This is a genomic window from Mucilaginibacter rigui, from assembly GCF_014773275.1.
Classification (GTDB): Bacteria; Bacteroidota; Bacteroidia; order Sphingobacteriales; family Sphingobacteriaceae; genus Mucilaginibacter; species Mucilaginibacter rigui_A.
The window spans coordinates 1,398,413-1,415,637 of record NZ_JACWMW010000001.1; the positions used below are offsets into that span (position 1 = coordinate 1,398,413).

Consider the following 17,225-nt stretch of genomic DNA (forward strand, 5'->3'; position numbering starts at 1 on the left):
TTAAGCTGCCCGATATCTAAAAAAACAAATCACTAGCCACCTTAAAGGTATTGGAATGCGCTTCAACAATGTCTTTTATTTGCGGCGAGTAGCCCCCACCCATGCTTACCTGTACGGGTATATTTTTTTGTTTGCATTGTTCAAATACAAAACGGTCACGTTCTTTGCAGGCTTCTTTTGACAGGGCCAGCTTGCCAAGTTTGTCTGATTCCAGGATATCTACCCCCGAGAGGTAAAAGATAAAATCGGGCTTGTGTTTTTCAATTAAACCGGGCAAAGTGTCCTTTAATAAGCCCAGGTATTCATCATCGGCAATGCCATCGGGCAAAGGTATATCCAGGTCTGAAGTTTCTTTTCTGAACGGGAAATTTTTATCGCCATGCATGGAAAAGGTAAACACGCGCGGCTCTCTCTCAAATATCTCGGCAGTGCCATTGCCCTGATGTACATCTAAATCAATAATTAAGATAGATGTGGCTAATTTATTATTTAACAGATAATTAGCGGCTATTGCCTGATCGTTTAACATACAGAAACCCTCGCCCCAATTACTGCCCGCGTGATGTGTGCCACCGGCTACGTTAAAAGCTACGCCGTATTCAAAAGCGTATTGGCACCCGTCTATAGTGCCTTGTGCTATCCGTACCTCGCGCTCTACCAATCGTGCCGATAAGGGAAACCCTATCCTTCTTTGTTCTTTTGGCGACAAGCTAAGATCGCGCAACTGATGCCAGTAGTCTGCATCGTGTGTAAGCATTATGGTAGCTTCATCAACCGCATTGGGCGAAAAAAGACTATCTGCTGTGATGATACCCTCGTGCAATAATTGTTCAGGTATCAGCTCGTACTTCAGCATCGGGAAACGGTGCCCGGGTGGTAACGGATGTGCGTATATAGGGTCGTAAGCTATTTTAAGCATGTATACTATTCGGCAAAGATCTCGCCAACATGTTTTTCTATATTGTCGCAAATATTATCCAGCGGCAGGTCGTTGGCATCGTAACCGAATGGGTCTTCAATTTCTTCAGCTATCAGCTCTATACTGGCAAATACAAACAGGATGAACCCGATGATGGGCATGATGAAATACTTAAGGTCAAAAACCCAGGTGAAGGGCAGTGTCATGATATAAGTAAAGATGAACTTTTTGATAAATACGCTGTATGAGAATGGTATGGGTGTTTTCCTGATCCGTTCGCAGCCACCGCAAATATCTGTAAAAGAGGTTATTTCGGCAGTTATACTAACCAGTTGCTCCGGGTTTATCTGCCCTTCCTTATTTAAGCGGTATACATTTTTGATGATGGCCGATGCTACCTGGTTGGGTACATGTTTATTGCCATCTGTAGCCAATATGGTTTGGTCGCAGGGTACGTATTCGTCACGTAAATGATCTCTTAACGACCGTGCATATAACGGAATAGCATAATTAAAGAATGCGGCATCGTTTGCACTGATCAGATGCTTTAACTTGATAGCCAGGTTACGGCTGTTGTTGGTTAAGCTGCCCCATATTTTACGGCCTTCCCACCAGCGATCGTATGCAGAATTAATGCGAAAGGCAAGTAATAAAGAAAATACAAACCCGATAGTTTGATGTACATAGATAACCTTGCGCAGGATGCTGGTTTCTGGCACCTGCCAAAAATCTATCAGTAAAAAGGTAATCACACCGGCGTAAATGCTCACACAAAGCATCAGCGGGAAAAGTTCGCGGAGTGTATCGGCCTTATTAAATTTAAATATAAGCGAGAACCAGCTTTTAGGGTTGTAGTATATCATGTTGTATTATTTAACAGCTTCAAGGGCCTCAAAAAGGCTTTCAGCAGCTTTGTAAACATCGGTATAGGTATTGTAAAACGGCACAGGGCTCAATCGGATCACATCCGGTTCGCGCCAGTCGCCAATAACGCCGTTATCTGCCAGGTAATTAAAAATGGCCTTTGCTTTGCGTTTGCAAACTACCGATAACTGGCACCCGCGTTGTGCTTTATCTGTGGGTGTGATGATCTGGTAAACATCCTCACCGTGTTTTTTATTCACCTCGCCTATTAAATACTCCAGATAGCCGGTAAGTGTTTCGCTTTTGGCACGTAACGCCGGCAAGCCACCTGCTTTTTCAAACAGATCAAGCGAGGCGCGGTGCAGAGCCATTAGCAGTATTGGGCTGGTGCTTACGTTCCACCCTTCCGCTCCGTTCTCGGGTTCAAAACCGGGCGCCATTAAAAACTGCTTATCCTTACGGTAGCCCCACCAACCGGCAAAGCGGTTCAGTGTGTCATCTGCAAAATGCTTTTCATGTACAAAAATGCCACTGATACCACCAGGACCCGAGTTCATGTATTTGTAGGAACACCAGCAGGCGAAATCTGCATCCCACTCGTGCAGCTTTAATGGCACGTTGCCCGCGGCATGTGCCAGATCGAACCCAACGAGGGCACCTGCGGCATGGCCTGCTTTAGCTATAGCCTCCAGGTCAAATAACTGCCCTGTGTAATAGTTTATTCCACTAAACATTACTAATGCCAGTTCATCAGCGTTATCGGCTATCTGTTTCAGAATATCCCGGGTACGGAGTGTGGTTTCGCCGATACGCGGTGCAACCTCTATAATGGCATCTTTTGGGTCGAAACCATGGAAACGTACCTGGCTTTCCATAGCGTATTGGTCTGACGGGAAAGCGCCCGCCTCCATCAATATCTTATAACGTTTATCTTTTGGTTTATAGAAACTTACCATCAGTAAATGAAGATTTACCGTGAGCGAGTTCATCACTGTTATTTCGGTTTGTTTGGCACCTAAAATGTTTGATAATGGCCCAAGCAGAGTTTTATGATACTTAAGCCAGGGCTCGTTGCCAATAAACCAGCCTTCTACCGCGTTATCTTCCCACGCGTTTAGCTGATCCTGTACATATTTTTTAACCGAACGGGGTTGCAAACCTAAAGAGTTTCCGCACAAGTAAACGGCATCTTGCCCGTTATGTTTTGGTATTAAAAACTCATCGCGAAAGCTTTTTAAAGCATCCTGCTCATCCAAATGTAGGGCAAATTGTAAAGTGTTATGGTAAATCATTAGTCAATATTACAAAAAACTGCATTACCTGTTTTATACTAAATTTAAACATCCTTCCTTTTAATGATATTCGTTGTTATTTTAGAGGCATATTTACCCATGCACAACTATGTGGAATATTATAAAGAAATACTATTTAGCAACTTTTGCCGGAATGTTTGCTGCAACTTTAATAAAGATATTGCTGGATAAGCATACCGAAACTTTTTACAGAGCATTGCTTATTGCCCTTGCAACAGCCTTTGTAATCAGCCTTATTGCGGGTACGCTTTTTTACTTTCAGGATACCAAATGGGGCCCAAAAAAGCGTAAAAAGCTATTTGATAAATCCCCTTTTGTTGATTTACTGATGAACCGTTTTATCCAAAAGGATTACGCTGCTGTTGGGGTAATAAATGGGTACACCGTTATTGTGAGTTATACGTGGCCAAACGGCGGTGCCGCAATAGCCGTGAATGTTTTATTTGATAAGGATTTTGCAGCCCGTTATAATGGTGATATTGATAATATTAAAAACAGGAATAAATTATACACCTGGACCGAAGGAGCCGTAGGCGACCTTTTAACGTATAACTACAGACGCCCATCATATTACAAAATAATGGAAACCGCCGAAGTACTGATCAATGTTTTAAAGGCCGAAGGCTTGTCTGCCACAAATTATAAGGATAATGAAAAACCTGAACTTGCCACAGGCAATATAACCAGGTTTGGTGCGGTGATATAATTACAAATCTATTTTACCGTGCTTACCTTCGTCATATTGCTTGCCACTTAATGCAGCTTTCAACATGTTAAATAACACTACCATACTGCTGCTGCTGCTATCCCAGTATTCTGCATCGGTTGGCTCAAGTTTTATCAGGATAAGTTTTGGGTCGTCTAATCCTTCGGGGAAAAATGCCTGTACAAACGGGTTCCAAAGCTCCTTCATTTTGGCTTTATCATCAACCAGTGTAGCTTCGGCAACTATGCTCAGGTAGGTGTGGTTCTTGGAGTCTGAATATGTTAATGATACGGTATTCTCTACCGATATCTCGCTGGCCTTCGGTGAATATTCATTGGTGAAAAACCATATATTACCGTCATCATCTACGTCTGCCGTACCCATAGGCCTGCTGTTAAAGCCGTTTTCCTGGTTATAGGTGGTCAGCATAGCTGTTTTTACTTCGTTTATTTTGTCCTGCATGTATTTCAGGCTCTCTGTTTTTGACCAATTGCTCATAGTATGTTATCTTATAACTAACCAATAAACCAACAACAAAATTATTTGTTGGGCTTACTCACATAAATATTTCCTTTTACATAAAAACGGTAAGGCAGCAAGGCATCCTCACCTGCATAATCAACCCCTACGCGCGGGCCGGCCGCCACCTCAGAGTCGGGGAAAGTTAGCCCCCTATCCTCTACCCATATCACATCGCTTTGCAGGCTCATGGCATTTATTTTACGGGAAATGCCTAGATACACGTATGATACCCCGCCCTGCATATACATAGTTTGGGTACGTGGTGTAAGCTTACCACCGTACGAGTGTGCGGCTTTGTCATTAACGCCGGTATAGGCTTCTGTTTCAACAATGTACCCACCGGCAAGTTCACCATCAATATAGGTAAATAAGTACTTGCCTATCAAATCGCGACTTATCGCTACGGTATCAGTATTATGGTAATAGCTTTCAGGAAGTTTCATATCATTTCAGGATATCGGCCAGTAAGGCGTTTATCTCATCCGCCTTATCAAACACCATAATATGGGTGCCGCCTTTTATAACCGCCGTAGGGTTTTTAATGTTTTGCTGAGGGAAAACAAGATCTTTATCGCCAATAATATGATAAAGGTTGGGGATTGTTACGGTGTTTTTCCAAGACAGTACCGCCTGCATGGCCCATTTTAAAAATATGGGGGATGACTTGCGTAACATGCTTTTAAATAAAGCCAGGTCATTCGGCAGCATTGCGCCAAACATGGGTTTTACCAGGAAACCTAAATGCGTCATTAATTTTCCTGGTATAGCTTTGTAAACAGGCAGGCTGCGGAAGAATTTAAAGTACCATGGCGCCTCGTTATCGGTTTTGATGCTTGATATTAGTATCACTTTACCAAGGTTAACTTGTTTGGCTATTTCAACCGAGATCATCCCGCCTAATGATACGCCTATTACGGTTGAATTATCCTGTATATCGTATTGTTTAACAATGCTTTGTGCATAAGTGGTTAAAGTATCATCAGATGCCGGGATATGCCAGTTGACCAAAATTACTTCACAGTTTGCAGGCAGCTTAATATGCTTAAACAGGCGACTATCAGCCCCCAGGCCTGATATCAGATAAACCTTATGCATTAAATTTGATCAACCCGATAACTTGTGTCAAATATTTTGAATCTGTCTCGTCAAACTCATTCAACTCAGAGCTGTCTACATCCAAAACGCCAATAACTTCGCCATGCGAGAATAAAGGCAGCACAATCTCTGAACGGGATAACGAACTACAGGCAATATGGCCGGGGAAAGCATCCACATCCGGCACGATCAGTGTTTCGGCTTTATCCCATGCGGTGCCGCAAACGCCCCTGCCTTTGGCAATACGGGTACAGGCAACCGGCCCCTGGAACGGGCCTAAAACCAATTCATCGTTCTTTACCAGATAAAAACCTACCCAAAACCATTTAAATTGTTCTTTTAAAGCCGCAGCCACATTAGCCAGGTTGGCAATAAGGTCGGTTTCGCCATAAAGCAAACCTTCTATCTGCGGGATGAGCGATTGATACTGCTCCTCTTTGCTCCCCGAAGCTGTTATTTGTAAGTCCTCTGCCATAAAGCAAATGTAATGATGCCTTGTTGAAAGTAAATAAGCCAAATCTCATATTTAATATTTTATTTAGCAGGTAAGATGATTGTTAGCCTCACTATTGTTCGTTACCGGAAGACATTTGTGCCATTTGCCCTGCTTGCCATGGCTTTGCACCGCCTGCCTATGTGGCTGCAAACTGGCTGTAGCTTTTGGAAGTTGCTTGGCAGCGGCCGCAATGGCACCTTCGATCTGCAACCCGACTGGCAGCAATGGGGCTTATTAGCGGTATGGGATGATCGGGAAGATTACGATCGATTTGCCAAAAAATCCTTCGTAAGCAAATGGTGGAGGGTACTGGGCCGCGAAACCTGGACACTTTTATGCCAGCCGATGCAAAGCCATGGTAAATGGGATGGCAAAGAGCCATTCGGTAAACCCAATAACGCCATGGGCGATGGCCCAATGGGTGTACTTACCCGCGCCACGATCAGGATGAGCAGGCTGAAGAACTTTTGGTCGCATGTGGATGAGGTTGCTGATTTAATGGTGGAGGCCCCCGGGTACATCACTTCACTTGGCGTAGGCGAAGCGCCTGTATACCGGCAGGCTACCTTTTCGGTTTGGGAAAGTATGGAACATATGAAGGCTTTTGCCTACGGTAGTAAACATGCCGAGGTTATCAAAAAAACACGTAGCGAAAACTGGTACAGCGAAGAGCTTTTTGCCCGTTTCAGGATCATTGAAAGCAGTGGTACCATTAACGGAAAAGACCCGCTTGCAGGATTACTAAAAACATAAATTAGATTATGAGAATAATTGCAGAATTACCCCACCCTGATTTTAAAATATCTATCCTTAACATGAACCAAAAGTATATTGTAAAGATAGAACAAGGTGCCCTGGAGCAAACCTATAAGATCCCCGAAATGGATTTGACAGATGGCGTAAATAGCGTTTTTGAATTGCTTGATGAAGCGTTTTTGAAGACCATTGCAGAACGTTTCATAACCATGGGCACTGATTATAAAGATGCGTTCTATAGATATAATTATTAATAGAGTTAAAATTCATAACTATCTGTAAAATAAATATTTATATATTTTACAAATTCACAACCAAATTTTATTTGGTGGCTTTTTAAGTATAAATCTATATTTCCTAAAAAAAAGATAGTTAATGGCTTCCAATATTTCGATGATATGTACTAATTAAATAATTGATATTTAATTAGTTATGTTAAATAAAATTAACAAACAAAATTTTATTTGGGTGCATTTTTAGCTATTATATGGGTAATTATATACATCTGCAATCTACTGCCAGATGTTTTGGATGGTATTTTAAAGTGATTTAAATTAGGTAGACAAAAGATCGCAACACCAAAAACCAGATAATACTTTATCAGTGCTTTCTGCGCTGGGATCATTCAAATTTACAGGAGCATTATATTTTTTAAATACCTTCTCCCCTGTTTTATATTTAATCTCGTTTTTAAAGATCGGACCTTTAAAAGTGAAGGTGTGAAACTCCCGTTTTCTCCGCACACATCTATATTTTCGGGCAGGGTTTTTATAAGCTCCAGGGTTATTTCCTTTCCAACTATTTCTTCCAGATGATGTTGAACGCAGGCTATTACCGTACCACAAACCCAAGGTCATTTTTTAATTAGCTGAATTAAGTAATAACTCATCAACCAGCATGGGTACCCCTATCGTAGCCTTATAAGGCATCTCAACAATGCGCCTGTTGCTAACGGTGGGGATGTGAGGATCGATGATATATTTGGTTACCTCACGGGGCACGTAGTTGATGAGCCCGGCTGCCGGGTATACCGCAAGCGATGTACCTACCAGTATGAACAGATCGGCTTTTGCGCAAAGTTGCGCGGCGGTTTCTATCATTGGCACAGCCTCGCCAAACCAAACCACGTGGGCGCGTAATTGCGAGCCAAGCTCACATGTCTCGCCCATCTTAATTTCCCATCCATCAATGGGGTAAGTCAAATTTGCTTTTACACTCGATTGCGAACGGGTGATAATACCATGCAGGTGTACAACCCTGGTTGACCCGGCACGTTCATGCAGGTTGTCTATATTTTGGGTGATGATGGTTACATTATACTTTTCTTCCAGTTTGGTTAAAGCATAGTGCGCCGCGTTCGGCTCAGCTTCTAAAACCGATTTACGGCGCTGATTGTAAAAATCCTGCACCAGGGCCGGGTCGCGCTCCCAGGCTTCGGGTGTGGCAACGTCTTCAATATTGTATCCCTCCCATAGCCCATCGCTATCCCTGAACGTTTTTAAGCCGCTCTCGGCGCTTATTCCCGCGCCGGTGAGTACTATTATGTTTTTCATATTTAAGTGCTTAAAAATAGAATATAAACACCGAATGCAAGTGATAAAGTTAATTTCTCTCGCAACGATGCTAAGGCGCAAAAAAAAGTGTCAGTCTGAGCTTGTCGAAGACTTAGCAAGTTAGTGGTTCGACAGGCTCACCATGACCATGCGCCTTTGCAAAAAACACAATTCGCCTTTGTTGGTGTTGTCACCAACAACATTTAGGACGGCTAAATTGCAAGGGTGGATGCATGGCGGCTTGTTGGTGACAACACCAACAAGGGCGAAAAATAATGTTAAATCCTCACGTTAAGTAGCAAAGTAAAAAAATAAAAAGTGTCAGTCTGAGCTTGTCAAAGACTTTACAACTTAGTGGTTCGCGACAGGCTCACCATAACAATGTGCCTTTGCGGGAAACACAATCACAAAAAAAAGCGGTTAACCAATGGCCAACCGCTTTTCAATATCATTTTATCAGCTTATAAAGCCAGTTGCCTTTTTTCCTGCAATACGGTGTACTTGCTTTTTGCCAGTTCGAAACCTCCAAACAGGATGGCTCCAAATAACAGGTCGCCAAATAACATATTCTTTTCAAACGGGATAGCAGCTACCAAAGATGCACCGTAGCCTGCAAGCGTAGTTGGGTAACTTGTTATCCACGGCAGATCCATTATTAACCAGTGAATCAGAACTGGTAATATGACTACTAATACAATATTGTAAACCGTAAGTTTTTTAATTAAAGTTCCGGCAAAGATGATCAGTGCAAAACATCCGTACATCCACAAGTCGCCCACCGAGAACAGCATTATTTTATGAAAGTAGAAATAATTAATAGGGATATTACTCAAAAAGATGGAAGCTAACACAACAGCGTAGGCTTTCCATTTATCGTTAAAGTAAGTACCCCCAAATAATGCTACTGCACCTATTGGTGTAAAGTTACTGAGCCATTGAAATTCTAATGTAACTATACGCATAGCTACAGATACGATGATCATAAGCATTAATACAGTAGTACGGGTGTTTGTTTTTTGTGATGCCATGTTTTATAATGTAGCGCAAATTTATTGATAATACAGTGTAATATAAAATGCTATTTATTCAGTAAAGTTATCCTGCCTGGGTTTACGCCGGTTTCAATACTGTATTCTTTTGTGCCATTTTTATCAAAGGCAGTCACCGTACCGTTAGATGAGTAATCTTTTGCATCAGCAATAAAAACTTCACCTGTTATACTATCAACCGTAATGGCGTATGGGGCGGTAATAGTTACATCGCTTGTAATAAAGTTAGCGCGTTCTAATTTTTGAGTTTTAGCATTATACATCGCAATTTTATTATCGGCAGTTGGGTAATAAACATAATCGCCGTAAGCAGCAATAGGGATGTTATAACCAAGGCTTAAATCACTTTGAGATTTTACTATATCTGTTGTATTGTCGATAATAGAGATACCCGCAGATATATCACCATAATTCCCTGCCGACAGTACATACACATTGCCATATGTATCAGCAGTAATGGTTATAGGGTTAACTGTTACAGTTATCTTTTTAACTTCAGCTAAAGTGGTTAAATCAATCACAGATACTGTTTTATCAAAATCAGGATAATCCAACCCGCCAGAATTTGCTACATATAATTTACCATTTGATACAACCATTTGCTCGGGGCTGCGGCCAACGTTTATTGTTTTTATAATAGTAAGCGATGTAGTATCAATTACCGATACCGTACCGCTGTAAGAGGTTACAAATGCATTACTCTTATAAAAAACAACGCTTCGGGGTTGGGTAAGGTTAATTTTCTTGATAAGCTTAGAGGTTTTGGCTTCAGCGATATCTAAAAGATCGGAGTTATTTACTACGATAAACATTTTAGAACCGTAAATTCCCAGATCGTTACCGGTATCGCCTAACTTTTCGGTATTGGCAACGGTGAATATATCCGATGTGAGTTTTTTAAGCGTGTAGTCATAATAAGTTAGCGTGCTGTTGTTATGGCCAATACCTCCCTGGTTTAGAACATAAAGTCCTGCCCTTTCTGAGCCCGGGGTATCGGGTGTTGGTTTTATTTTTTCTTTACTACAGGATGCCAGAACAGTAGCAAAGGCAAGCGAAATAAACAGATACTTAAGTTTAATTTGTTTCATGTTATTGTTGTTATATGGTTATTTGAAATGAAATTCTGAATGAGCGGCCTGGCATAGGGTAACTTTGTACCACCATATAATTTTTATCGAACAGGTTGTTAACCTCTGCGGATAATATTACCGGCAGGTGCTTGTATGCTCCTTTGTACACAACTGAGGCATCACTTACAGTGTATTTAGGCAGATAATCTTCATCATTATTATTGTTGTTATAGTATCTTGATGATAATTGCTGCTGATTATAATAAACCCCGATAGGGCCTTTAATTACCCCTGCATTAAAGGCAAATGTATTTTTGGGGATATAAGGCAATTGATTAAGATATATTGAAGATGTTGGGTCGGTTACATTTTGTGCCTGTTGGTACGAGTAGTTAACCGATAATACAGCATCATACCCCGCCCCTAATCTGGCCTGTGTTTTTAAGCCGGCATCCAATCCTTTAATATCAACTTTTCCAAAATTTTCTACCGAACCATTATATAAATTGGGGGTATATACAATCTTATTAGTCACGTTATTATAATAGGCATCTCCAGTGAAGCTGATGTACTCGAACAGCCCGTCGAGATTCTTACTATATGTAAAGCCAAGATCGTATTGGTTGGTCAGCTCGGGCTTAAGCTTGGTATTGGTTATAAAATTATAGTATAGTTCATTAAAGGTGGGTACCCTGAATATGTATTTATAAAATCCCCTTATTTGAAAACAGGCATCGTCAAATGGCTTTATTGTTGCCATAACAGTAGGCGAAAATATATTGCGATGCGGGATAGTGGTACCGGTGGCAACATTTTCGGTAACGTTGGTGTTTAGCAGGCTTGCCTGAAAGGTGGTTTTGCCTAAGATAAAAGTACTTGCTAAAACATTTAATAAAGTAACCCGGGTTGGGTAACGAAAGCCAGGCAAATCGGCGCTCATGTTATTTACGGATAGGTCTGCCGTGTACGAAATCTCCCAGTTTGGCAAAAGATAACAGGATAATGCTGCAGATTGATAATACTCGTGCTGAGTAAAGTTTTGATCCAGAAAGCCCGCCGTACTGGGAAACTGAGGATTAAAGTAATGCAGGTAATTCTTTGAAAATTTGGAGTTTAACAATATATGAATGCCCGAATTAAACAGATGATCATATCCGGCCTGCAAAAACAAATCCTTGTTCCACAAGCGCTGGCCTGCCGGTGGCGGCTTGTTGACGATGACAGCACCGGGAAGGCCACGGTCTGAATTGTAATAGTTGGCGCGTAAATTAAATTTACTACTATCGTTTTTGGCCCAATATATCGCACCATCAACTTGTTGGGCATCTATATCCGAGCCAACCCGCGTTTGCCGGCTTTTAACAAGTCCGTCGTCATTAATATAATTATAGCGACCATTGGCTTTTTGCAAATAGCTGTTTATAATAAATGACCAGTTATTACTCAATCGTTGTTGCCATTGCACATAGGGGTTAAACAAACCAAACGAACCTGTTTTAACTCCTGCGGTTATCAAAAAGGGTTTACCGGAATCCAGCCGGGGCTTTACGGTGATTATGGAAAGAATACTCGCCGACGCAAACGAGCGTGCAGGCTGAAGGATATTTGGCGGTTGCCCGTTATACAGCGCTATTTCCTGTACATTGTTCAGGTTAAGCCTGCCTAGGTCAACCTGACCATTCTCGGCATCGTTAATCTGTACACCATCATATAATACGGCTATATGATTTGCGCCCAGGCCACGCACTGATACCGTTTTTAAACCGCCAATCCCCCCGTAATCTTTAATATTAACACCCGCAAAATTGCGAATAGCATCGGCAACGTTTGCAGCACTGTAGCGGGTAAAATCGGTAGCCGTAATTTGCTGCGATGGTGTAATGGTTTGTATGAAAGGGGCTTTCGATGATGAAATAACAACTTCTTTTAGCTTTTTACTGGAGTCTTGCTGGGCAAGGGCATTGGCACATGCCAGTAAAAAAATAAACAGCAACGCAAAATATCCGGATAAACTCCGTGAGTATTTAAAAATGCCAGATATGGTTATTTTCATGTTGTAAGCAAAACTTACAGCATACAGGAATGGCACAGAATGGAAATACGCCGGTATAAAAAGAGCATTTGCACTCAAGCTTCAATCCCCGAAAGCTGTGAATAATATAATGCTGAGGCAGGTATTCTGACTTGCTCCCCTCTGCCCTGCCTTCCCATCCGCCGGTTGGAGAACAGTGACTTGTTGATTGGACATTGGTTAACGGAGCTTACAGCTGCGGGACAGTTACAGATTTACACTGTATTCCCTTTTAATTCGTACCGGAATCGCAACCGGTAAGAAACCTAAAGCGCTGCAAATGTAGTATTACCGTTGTTAATAGCAAAGGCTAAAAAGCAACGCCGGTTAAATAAATTTCAATAAAAGCAAACTCATGGTTTGTTATGATGTTAAACAAGATACAAACTACCAGTATATGACAACATTAGCAATACAAAATAAATGGAGAGGCCCTGCCGAGGATCAGGGACCATCTATCAACCTATCATCCGCAGAACGTACCATCTCTATAGCCACTGGTGTTAAACTAGCTTTATCGGGCTTTAAAGGGATATTTAAAAGCCCTTTCTCCAGCATCATAAAGCTTGGCGCGGGCGGCTATCTTTTAAACCGCGGTATTACCGGCCATTGCGAACTATACTCGCGTATGGGCCGTAACAGCACCGAACCGGTTAACGTTAACATTCGTTCCTCTTATCTGATAGATAAACCACGACAGGAAGTGTACGATTTTTGGCGCAAGCTGGATAACCTGCCATTATTTATGAAACACCTGGAAAGTGTAGAAATAATTGACGGGAAACATTCGCACTGGGTACTTAAGTTGCCAACTGGTGTGGCCAAAGTAAGCTGGGATGCTGAAATAGTGCGAGACGAGCCCGGTTACAGTATCGGCTGGAGTTCGCTGCCCGATTCACTTATAGATAATGCCGGAAAGGTACGCTTCCAGGATAGCCCCGACGGGTATGGCACCCTGGTAGATATCGTGATCTCCTATCGCCCGCCTGCAGGTGGCTTTGGCGGCGGCATTGCGCATATATTAAACCCTGTATTTAAAAATATGGTTGATAATGATGTACGCAACTTTAAACAATATATGGATATTGATGGCGGTGAGCCATCTGCAGCTGTTTTTGAAGAGCCCTTGGCAATTATAATTGAGGAAACGCTCATTGATACTGAGCCCCGTTTCCAGTCGCATATTGAGCCTTTGGATAATAATGAGAAAAAACAAGGTTCAGAAAATTCGTCGTTGTAAAATGGCGATGAAGCGTTCACGTTCACTGACGTGAACGCATGTTAATGTTATAAGTATCTTATAATCAAATCTTTCAAATTTACATGTATTAAATAATATCCCGGAAAATAGTATAAATAAAAAGGCCCCGAATTTCGGGGCCTTTTCTTATAAAGTATGCGCTGATTATTTTACAGCATCAATGATTGCTTTGAAAGCATCCGGGTGGTTCATCGCTAAATCAGCTAATACCTTACGGTTTAAACCAATTTCTTTAGCGGCTAACTTACCTATTAACTGAGAGTAAGAAATTCCGTGCTGACGGGCACCTGCGTTAATACGCTGTATCCATAAAGCCCTGAATTCTCTTTTCTTGGTTTTACGGTCACGGTATGCATATTGCAAACCTTTTTCTACTGTGTTTTTTGCAACGGTATAAACCTTGCTTCTTGAACCCCAATAACCTTTGGCGAGGTTCATGATCCTTTTCCGGCGTCTTCTCGACGCGACTGCGTTAACTGAACGTGGCATTTTGTGTTGTTTTTGGTAGTGAGTGTTCCTCTCGGAAGCTTCTGTACTCTAATACCTGGTTAAAAAATTTGTTTGATTACTTGCCTATGCAAAGCATTCGTTTTACGTTGCCCATGTCTGCAGCTGATACTAAGCTGGTATGACTAAGGTTACGCTTGCGTTTAGTCGACATCTTGGTTAAGATGTGGCTCTTGAATGCGTTTTTTCTGGCAATTTTACCGGTTCCAGTAAGCCTAAAGCGCTTTTTTGCACTGGAATTGGTTTTCATTTTTGGCATAACTCTATTTATTTGTTTTTAGATGATTTACGTTATCTCAACGTTTTATTTTAATTGCATTTGCATACCACACGCATTTGCACTTATAACCTTATTATTTTTTTTGTGCTTTTGAAGCAACAGTTAAAAACATACGTTTCCCTTCCAGCTTTGGTAATTGCTCTACCTTACCTAATTCTTCAAGTGCCTGTGCAAAACGCAGCAATAAAATCTCGCCTTGTTCTTTGTATACAATTGCACGGCCTTTAAAGTGTACGTAAGCCCTTACTTTTTCGCCGGCTTCCAAAAACTTCTGTGCATGCTTTAATTTAAATTCAAAGTCATGGTCATCGGTATTCGGCCCGAAACGAATCTCTTTGATAACTGTTTGCTTGGCATTGCTTTTTATCTCTTTAAGCTTCTTCTTTTGCTCGTAAACGAATTTGTTATAATCGGTTACTTTGCAAACGGGAGGTACTGCGTTTGGAGATATCTCAACCAGGTCAAGTTCTTGTTCCTGTGCGATGGCCAAAGCATCCCTTAATGAGAATATGCCTTGCTCAACGTTATCACCTACAAGGCGCACTTCTTGTGCACGTATGAATTGATTAATGTTATGTTCGGCCTCTTTTTTCTTAAATGGAAGCCTGGGTCCTCTGTTGAAAGGTTTGTTTAAAGCCAAGTTATACTGTTATTTCTTTAATTATTTGTATTTTAAATTCTTCTATGCTCATGCTTCCCAAATCGCCGGTGCCATGTTTACGAACCGAAACCAACCCTTCAGTTGCCTCTTTTTCGCCCACAATCAGCATATATGGGATCTTTTTAACTTCAGCGTCGCGTATTTTACGACCAATTTTTTCGTCTCTAAAGTCAATCAGCCCGCAAATATCGGAATCTTTTAACTCATCTGAAAGTTTTTTTGCATATTCTTCGTACTTTTCAGATATAGGGAGGATAATAAATTGCTCTGGAGATAGCCAAAGCGGGAAATTACCTGCACAATGCTCTATCAATACAGCCACAAAGCGTTCCAGTGAACCAAACGGTGCCCTGTGGATCATTACCGGGCGGTGTTTCTGGTTATCGCTGCCGGTGTACTCCAGTTCAAAACGCTCGGGCAGGTTGTAATCTACCTGGATAGTACCTAACTGCCATTTACGGCCTAAGGCGTCCTTCACCATAAAATCAAGCTTAGGGCCATAAAAAGCCGCTTCACCGTATTCAACTATGGTTGGCAGGTTCTTTTCTGCTGCGGCTTCAATGATCGATGATTCGGCCAGCGCCCAGTTCTCATCAGTACCAATGTATTTGGTTTTGTTATTTGGGTCGCGTAAGGATACCTGCGCAGTATAATTATCAAAACCTAAAGCACCGAATACATAAAGTACAAGATCTATAACTTTTTTAAACTCTTCTTTAACCTGGTCGGGTCGGCAAAATAAGTGCGCGTCGTCCTGAGTAAAGCCACGTACACGGGTTAAACCGTGCAGCTCGCCGCTTTGCTCGTAACGGTAAACAGTACCAAATTCTGCCAAACGAACCGGAAGGTCCTTGTAAGAGCGTGGTTTTGTTTTATAGATCTCGCAGTGGTGCGGGCAGTTCATCGGTTTTAAGAAAAACTCCTCTCCCTCCTGCGGGGTTTTTATCGGCTGGAATGCATCCGCGCCATATTTTTCATAGTGGCCTGATGTTACATACAGGTTTTTATGGCCGATATGCGGGGTGATCACCTGCTCATAACCGGCTTTAACCTGCGCTTTTTGTAAAAAGTTTACCAAACGCTCGCGCAAGGCCGTGCCTTTAGGCAACCATAATGGTAAACCCATACCCACTTTTTCAGAGAAAGCAAACAATTCAAGCTCCTTACCTAATTTACGGTGGTCGCGTTTTTTGGCTTCCTCAATCAGGTGCAGGTAATCTGTTAGCTCACTTGCCTTAGGGAAAGTAACCCCATAAATACGTGTAAGCTGCTTGCGGCTTTCATCACCACGCCAGTATGCACCGGCAACGCTCATTAGCTTTACAGCTTTGATAGCGCCTGTATTTGGGATGTGCGGGCCACGGCACAGGTCGGTAAAGTTACCTTGTGTGTAAAAAGTTATGCTGCCATCGGGCAGGTCTTTGATCAGGTCGAGCTTGTACTCATCCCCCTTCTCGGTAAAATATGCAATTGCATCGGCTTTGCTAACCGGTTTGCGGATGTATTCGCTTTTGGTTTTAGCAAGTTCGATAACCTTGTCTTCAATTTTCTTGAAATCATCTGACGAGAACGGCTCATCGCCAAAATCAACATCGTAATAAAAGCCTGTTTCAATAGCCGGGCCTATACCAAATTTGGTACCCGGGTACAAAGCCTCTAAAGCTTCGGCCAGTAAGTGGGCTGATGAATGCCAATAGGTAGATTTACCCTTTGCATCGTTCCAGGTTAATAATTTAACGGCCGAATCTTCTTCAATGGGGCGGCTGGCATCCCAAACCTCGCCATTTACCTCGGCTGCTAATACGTTACGTGCTAAACCTTCGGAGATAGACAGCGCTATCTGCATGGAAGTGATCCCTTTGTCGTACTGACGAACGGAACCATCCGGAAGTGTAATACTAATCATCTACAACTATGATTTAAATTTTAATAAATATGTGAATTGTAACTAATCGCATACTAACGCGATTTGAACTTATCGCAAAAATAGGATTTTATTTATACAGCGAAAGTAAATTATGCTTTTTGATGAAAGGTGTTTTTTTGTCACGCAAAGACGCGATGACGCATGTTAGGTTTGTCAGTCTGAGCTTGTCGAAGAC

The 17,225-nt window shown here is 41.9% G+C and carries 20 protein-coding genes and 1 riboswitch; of the genes, 4 read left to right on the top strand and 16 right to left on the bottom strand.

Going from position 1 to position 17,225, the window contains the following annotated elements:
- Positions 1 to 16 precede the first annotated feature (16 nt).
- Genes IDJ75_RS06230 through kynU form a run of 3 tightly spaced genes read right to left on the bottom strand, consistent with a single transcriptional unit; the run spans position 17 to position 3,075 of the window.
- Positions 17 to 919, bottom strand: coding sequence for a histone deacetylase family protein (locus IDJ75_RS06230; protein ID WP_191174714.1), 903 nt, complete (start codon positions 917 to 919; stop codon positions 17 to 19).
- A 5-nt stretch (positions 920 to 924) separates the two neighbouring features.
- Positions 925 to 1,782, bottom strand: a complete 858-nt coding sequence (locus IDJ75_RS06235) for a bestrophin family protein (protein ID WP_191174715.1) — start codon at positions 1,780 to 1,782, stop codon at positions 925 to 927.
- Between the two features lie 6 nt (positions 1,783 to 1,788).
- Positions 1,789 to 3,075 (bottom strand): kynureninase, encoded by a 1,287-nt coding sequence (gene kynU / locus IDJ75_RS06240; protein ID WP_191174716.1) that lies wholly within the window; start codon positions 3,073 to 3,075, stop codon positions 1,789 to 1,791.
- A 109-nt stretch (positions 3,076 to 3,184) separates the two neighbouring features.
- Between kynU and IDJ75_RS06245 the strand changes: the two genes are divergently transcribed.
- Positions 3,185 to 3,802 (top strand): hypothetical protein, encoded by a 618-nt coding sequence (locus IDJ75_RS06245; protein WP_191174717.1) that lies wholly within the window; start codon positions 3,185 to 3,187, stop codon positions 3,800 to 3,802.
- Here IDJ75_RS06245 and IDJ75_RS06250 read toward each other — a convergent pair whose 3' ends face one another.
- Genes IDJ75_RS06250 through IDJ75_RS06265 form a run of 4 tightly spaced genes read right to left on the bottom strand, consistent with a single transcriptional unit; the run spans position 3,803 to position 5,894 of the window.
- Positions 3,803 to 4,300: a pyridoxamine 5'-phosphate oxidase family protein gene (locus tag IDJ75_RS06250; RefSeq protein WP_191174718.1), complete on the bottom strand. Its 498-nt coding sequence runs from the start codon at positions 4,298 to 4,300 to the stop codon at positions 3,803 to 3,805. It lies immediately after the preceding gene.
- 41 nt (positions 4,301 to 4,341) lie between these two features.
- Positions 4,342 to 4,767, bottom strand: a complete 426-nt coding sequence (locus IDJ75_RS06255) for a DNA-3-methyladenine glycosylase (protein WP_191174719.1) — start codon at positions 4,765 to 4,767, stop codon at positions 4,342 to 4,344.
- A gap of 1 nt (position 4,768) precedes the next feature.
- Complete coding sequence (locus IDJ75_RS06260) at positions 4,769 to 5,419, bottom strand: alpha/beta hydrolase (RefSeq protein ID WP_191174720.1); 651 nt, start codon at positions 5,417 to 5,419, stop codon at positions 4,769 to 4,771.
- On the bottom strand, positions 5,412 to 5,894 hold the full coding sequence (locus IDJ75_RS06265; protein WP_191174721.1) for a GAF domain-containing protein: 483 nt from the start codon (positions 5,892 to 5,894) through the stop codon (positions 5,412 to 5,414). Before IDJ75_RS06265 ends, IDJ75_RS06260 begins: the two co-directional genes overlap by 8 nt.
- A gap of 75 nt (positions 5,895 to 5,969) precedes the next feature.
- On the opposite strand from IDJ75_RS06265, the gene IDJ75_RS06270 reads away from it, so the two are divergent.
- Both IDJ75_RS06270 and IDJ75_RS06275 read left to right on the top strand, forming a co-directional pair.
- Entirely contained in the window at positions 5,970 to 6,668 is a 699-nt protein-coding gene (locus tag IDJ75_RS06270; protein WP_191174722.1) for a DUF3291 domain-containing protein, read from the top strand.
- Positions 6,669 to 6,676: 8 nt separating this feature from the next.
- The gene (locus tag IDJ75_RS06275; protein WP_191174723.1) at positions 6,677 to 6,925 is read left to right on the top strand and encodes a hypothetical protein; all 249 of its coding nucleotides are present in this window, start codon (positions 6,677 to 6,679) and stop codon (positions 6,923 to 6,925) included.
- A gap of 300 nt (positions 6,926 to 7,225) precedes the next feature.
- On the opposite strand, the gene IDJ75_RS06280 is transcribed toward IDJ75_RS06275, so the two are convergent.
- The 5 genes from IDJ75_RS06280 to IDJ75_RS06300 all read right to left on the bottom strand — a co-directional run bounded on the left by IDJ75_RS06280 (position 7,226) and on the right by IDJ75_RS06300 (position 12,396).
- On the bottom strand, positions 7,226 to 7,528 hold the full coding sequence (locus IDJ75_RS06280) for a hypothetical protein (protein ID WP_191174724.1): 303 nt from the start codon (positions 7,526 to 7,528) through the stop codon (positions 7,226 to 7,228).
- Between the two features lie 3 nt (positions 7,529 to 7,531).
- Complete coding sequence (locus IDJ75_RS06285; RefSeq protein WP_191174725.1) at positions 7,532 to 8,224, bottom strand: SIR2 family NAD-dependent protein deacylase; 693 nt, start codon at positions 8,222 to 8,224, stop codon at positions 7,532 to 7,534.
- Between the two features lie 461 nt (positions 8,225 to 8,685).
- A complete protein-coding gene (locus IDJ75_RS06290; protein ID WP_191174726.1) occupies positions 8,686 to 9,252 on the bottom strand; it encodes a DUF6580 family putative transport protein in 567 nt (188 codons plus the stop codon).
- A 50-nt stretch (positions 9,253 to 9,302) separates the two neighbouring features.
- The gene (locus tag IDJ75_RS06295; RefSeq protein WP_191174727.1) at positions 9,303 to 10,361 is read right to left on the bottom strand and encodes a YncE family protein; all 1,059 of its coding nucleotides are present in this window, start codon (positions 10,359 to 10,361) and stop codon (positions 9,303 to 9,305) included.
- 10 nt (positions 10,362 to 10,371) lie between these two features.
- On the bottom strand, positions 10,372 to 12,396 hold the full coding sequence (locus IDJ75_RS06300) for a TonB-dependent receptor plug domain-containing protein (protein WP_191174728.1): 2,025 nt from the start codon (positions 12,394 to 12,396) through the stop codon (positions 10,372 to 10,374).
- 99 nt (positions 12,397 to 12,495) lie between these two features.
- Positions 12,496 to 12,700: riboswitch (cobalamin riboswitch) on the bottom strand.
- A 111-nt stretch (positions 12,701 to 12,811) separates the two neighbouring features.
- Here IDJ75_RS06300 and IDJ75_RS06305 point away from each other — a divergent pair.
- Positions 12,812 to 13,654 carry an SRPBCC family protein gene (locus tag IDJ75_RS06305; protein WP_191174729.1) on the top strand — a complete coding sequence of 281 codons (843 nt, stop codon included), beginning with the start codon at positions 12,812 to 12,814 and terminating at the stop codon, positions 13,652 to 13,654.
- Positions 13,655 to 13,819: 165 nt separating this feature from the next.
- On the opposite strand, the gene rplT is transcribed toward IDJ75_RS06305, so the two are convergent.
- From rplT to thrS, 4 genes are all read right to left on the bottom strand, one after another.
- Positions 13,820 to 14,164 (bottom strand): 50S ribosomal protein L20, encoded by a 345-nt coding sequence (rplT, locus tag IDJ75_RS06310; RefSeq protein WP_067059791.1) that lies wholly within the window; start codon positions 14,162 to 14,164, stop codon positions 13,820 to 13,822.
- Positions 14,165 to 14,240: 76 nt separating this feature from the next.
- On the bottom strand, positions 14,241 to 14,441 hold the full coding sequence (rpmI, locus tag IDJ75_RS06315) for a 50S ribosomal protein L35 (protein ID WP_191174730.1): 201 nt from the start codon (positions 14,439 to 14,441) through the stop codon (positions 14,241 to 14,243).
- A 94-nt stretch (positions 14,442 to 14,535) separates the two neighbouring features.
- The gene (gene infC / locus IDJ75_RS06320; RefSeq protein ID WP_067059793.1) at positions 14,536 to 15,102 is read right to left on the bottom strand and encodes a translation initiation factor IF-3; all 567 of its coding nucleotides are present in this window, start codon (positions 15,100 to 15,102) and stop codon (positions 14,536 to 14,538) included.
- A gap of 1 nt (position 15,103) precedes the next feature.
- The gene (gene thrS, locus IDJ75_RS06325) at positions 15,104 to 17,029 is read right to left on the bottom strand and encodes a threonine--tRNA ligase (RefSeq protein ID WP_191174731.1); all 1,926 of its coding nucleotides are present in this window, start codon (positions 17,027 to 17,029) and stop codon (positions 15,104 to 15,106) included.
- Between the last annotated feature and the right edge of the window lie 196 nt (positions 17,030 to 17,225).

Bases quoted from the DNA above. Each gene is read 5' to 3' on its own strand.
- IDJ75_RS06230 (WP_191174714.1), bottom strand. From the start codon at position 919: ATGCTTAAAATAGCTTACGACCCTATATACGCACATCCGTTACCACCC.
- IDJ75_RS06235 (WP_191174715.1), bottom strand. From the start codon at position 1,782: ATGATATACTACAACCCTAAAAGCTGGTTCTCGCTTATATTTAAATTT.
- kynU (WP_191174716.1), bottom strand. From the start codon at position 3,075: ATGATTTACCATAACACTTTACAATTTGCCCTACATTTGGATGAGCAG.
- IDJ75_RS06245 (WP_191174717.1), top strand. From the start codon at position 3,185: ATGTGGAATATTATAAAGAAATACTATTTAGCAACTTTTGCCGGAATG.
- IDJ75_RS06250 (WP_191174718.1), bottom strand. From the start codon at position 4,300: ATGAGCAATTGGTCAAAAACAGAGAGCCTGAAATACATGCAGGACAAA.
- IDJ75_RS06255 (WP_191174719.1), bottom strand. From the start codon at position 4,767: ATGAAACTTCCTGAAAGCTATTACCATAATACTGATACCGTAGCGATA.
- IDJ75_RS06260 (WP_191174720.1), bottom strand. From the start codon at position 5,419: ATGCATAAGGTTTATCTGATATCAGGCCTGGGGGCTGATAGTCGCCTG.
- IDJ75_RS06265 (WP_191174721.1), bottom strand. From the start codon at position 5,894: ATGGCAGAGGACTTACAAATAACAGCTTCGGGGAGCAAAGAGGAGCAG.
- IDJ75_RS06270 (WP_191174722.1), top strand. From the start codon at position 5,970: ATGATTGTTAGCCTCACTATTGTTCGTTACCGGAAGACATTTGTGCCA.
- IDJ75_RS06275 (WP_191174723.1), top strand. From the start codon at position 6,677: ATGAGAATAATTGCAGAATTACCCCACCCTGATTTTAAAATATCTATC.
- IDJ75_RS06280 (WP_191174724.1), bottom strand. From the start codon at position 7,528: ATGACCTTGGGTTTGTGGTACGGTAATAGCCTGCGTTCAACATCATCT.
- IDJ75_RS06285 (WP_191174725.1), bottom strand. From the start codon at position 8,224: ATGAAAAACATAATAGTACTCACCGGCGCGGGAATAAGCGCCGAGAGC.
- IDJ75_RS06290 (WP_191174726.1), bottom strand. From the start codon at position 9,252: ATGGCATCACAAAAAACAAACACCCGTACTACTGTATTAATGCTTATG.
- IDJ75_RS06295 (WP_191174727.1), bottom strand. From the start codon at position 10,361: ATGAAACAAATTAAACTTAAGTATCTGTTTATTTCGCTTGCCTTTGCT.
- IDJ75_RS06300 (WP_191174728.1), bottom strand. From the start codon at position 12,396: ATGAAAATAACCATATCTGGCATTTTTAAATACTCACGGAGTTTATCC.
- IDJ75_RS06305 (WP_191174729.1), top strand. From the start codon at position 12,812: ATGACAACATTAGCAATACAAAATAAATGGAGAGGCCCTGCCGAGGAT.
- rplT (WP_067059791.1), bottom strand. From the start codon at position 14,164: ATGCCACGTTCAGTTAACGCAGTCGCGTCGAGAAGACGCCGGAAAAGG.
- rpmI (WP_191174730.1), bottom strand. From the start codon at position 14,441: ATGCCAAAAATGAAAACCAATTCCAGTGCAAAAAAGCGCTTTAGGCTT.
- thrS (WP_191174731.1), bottom strand. From the start codon at position 17,029: ATGATTAGTATTACACTTCCGGATGGTTCCGTTCGTCAGTACGACAAA.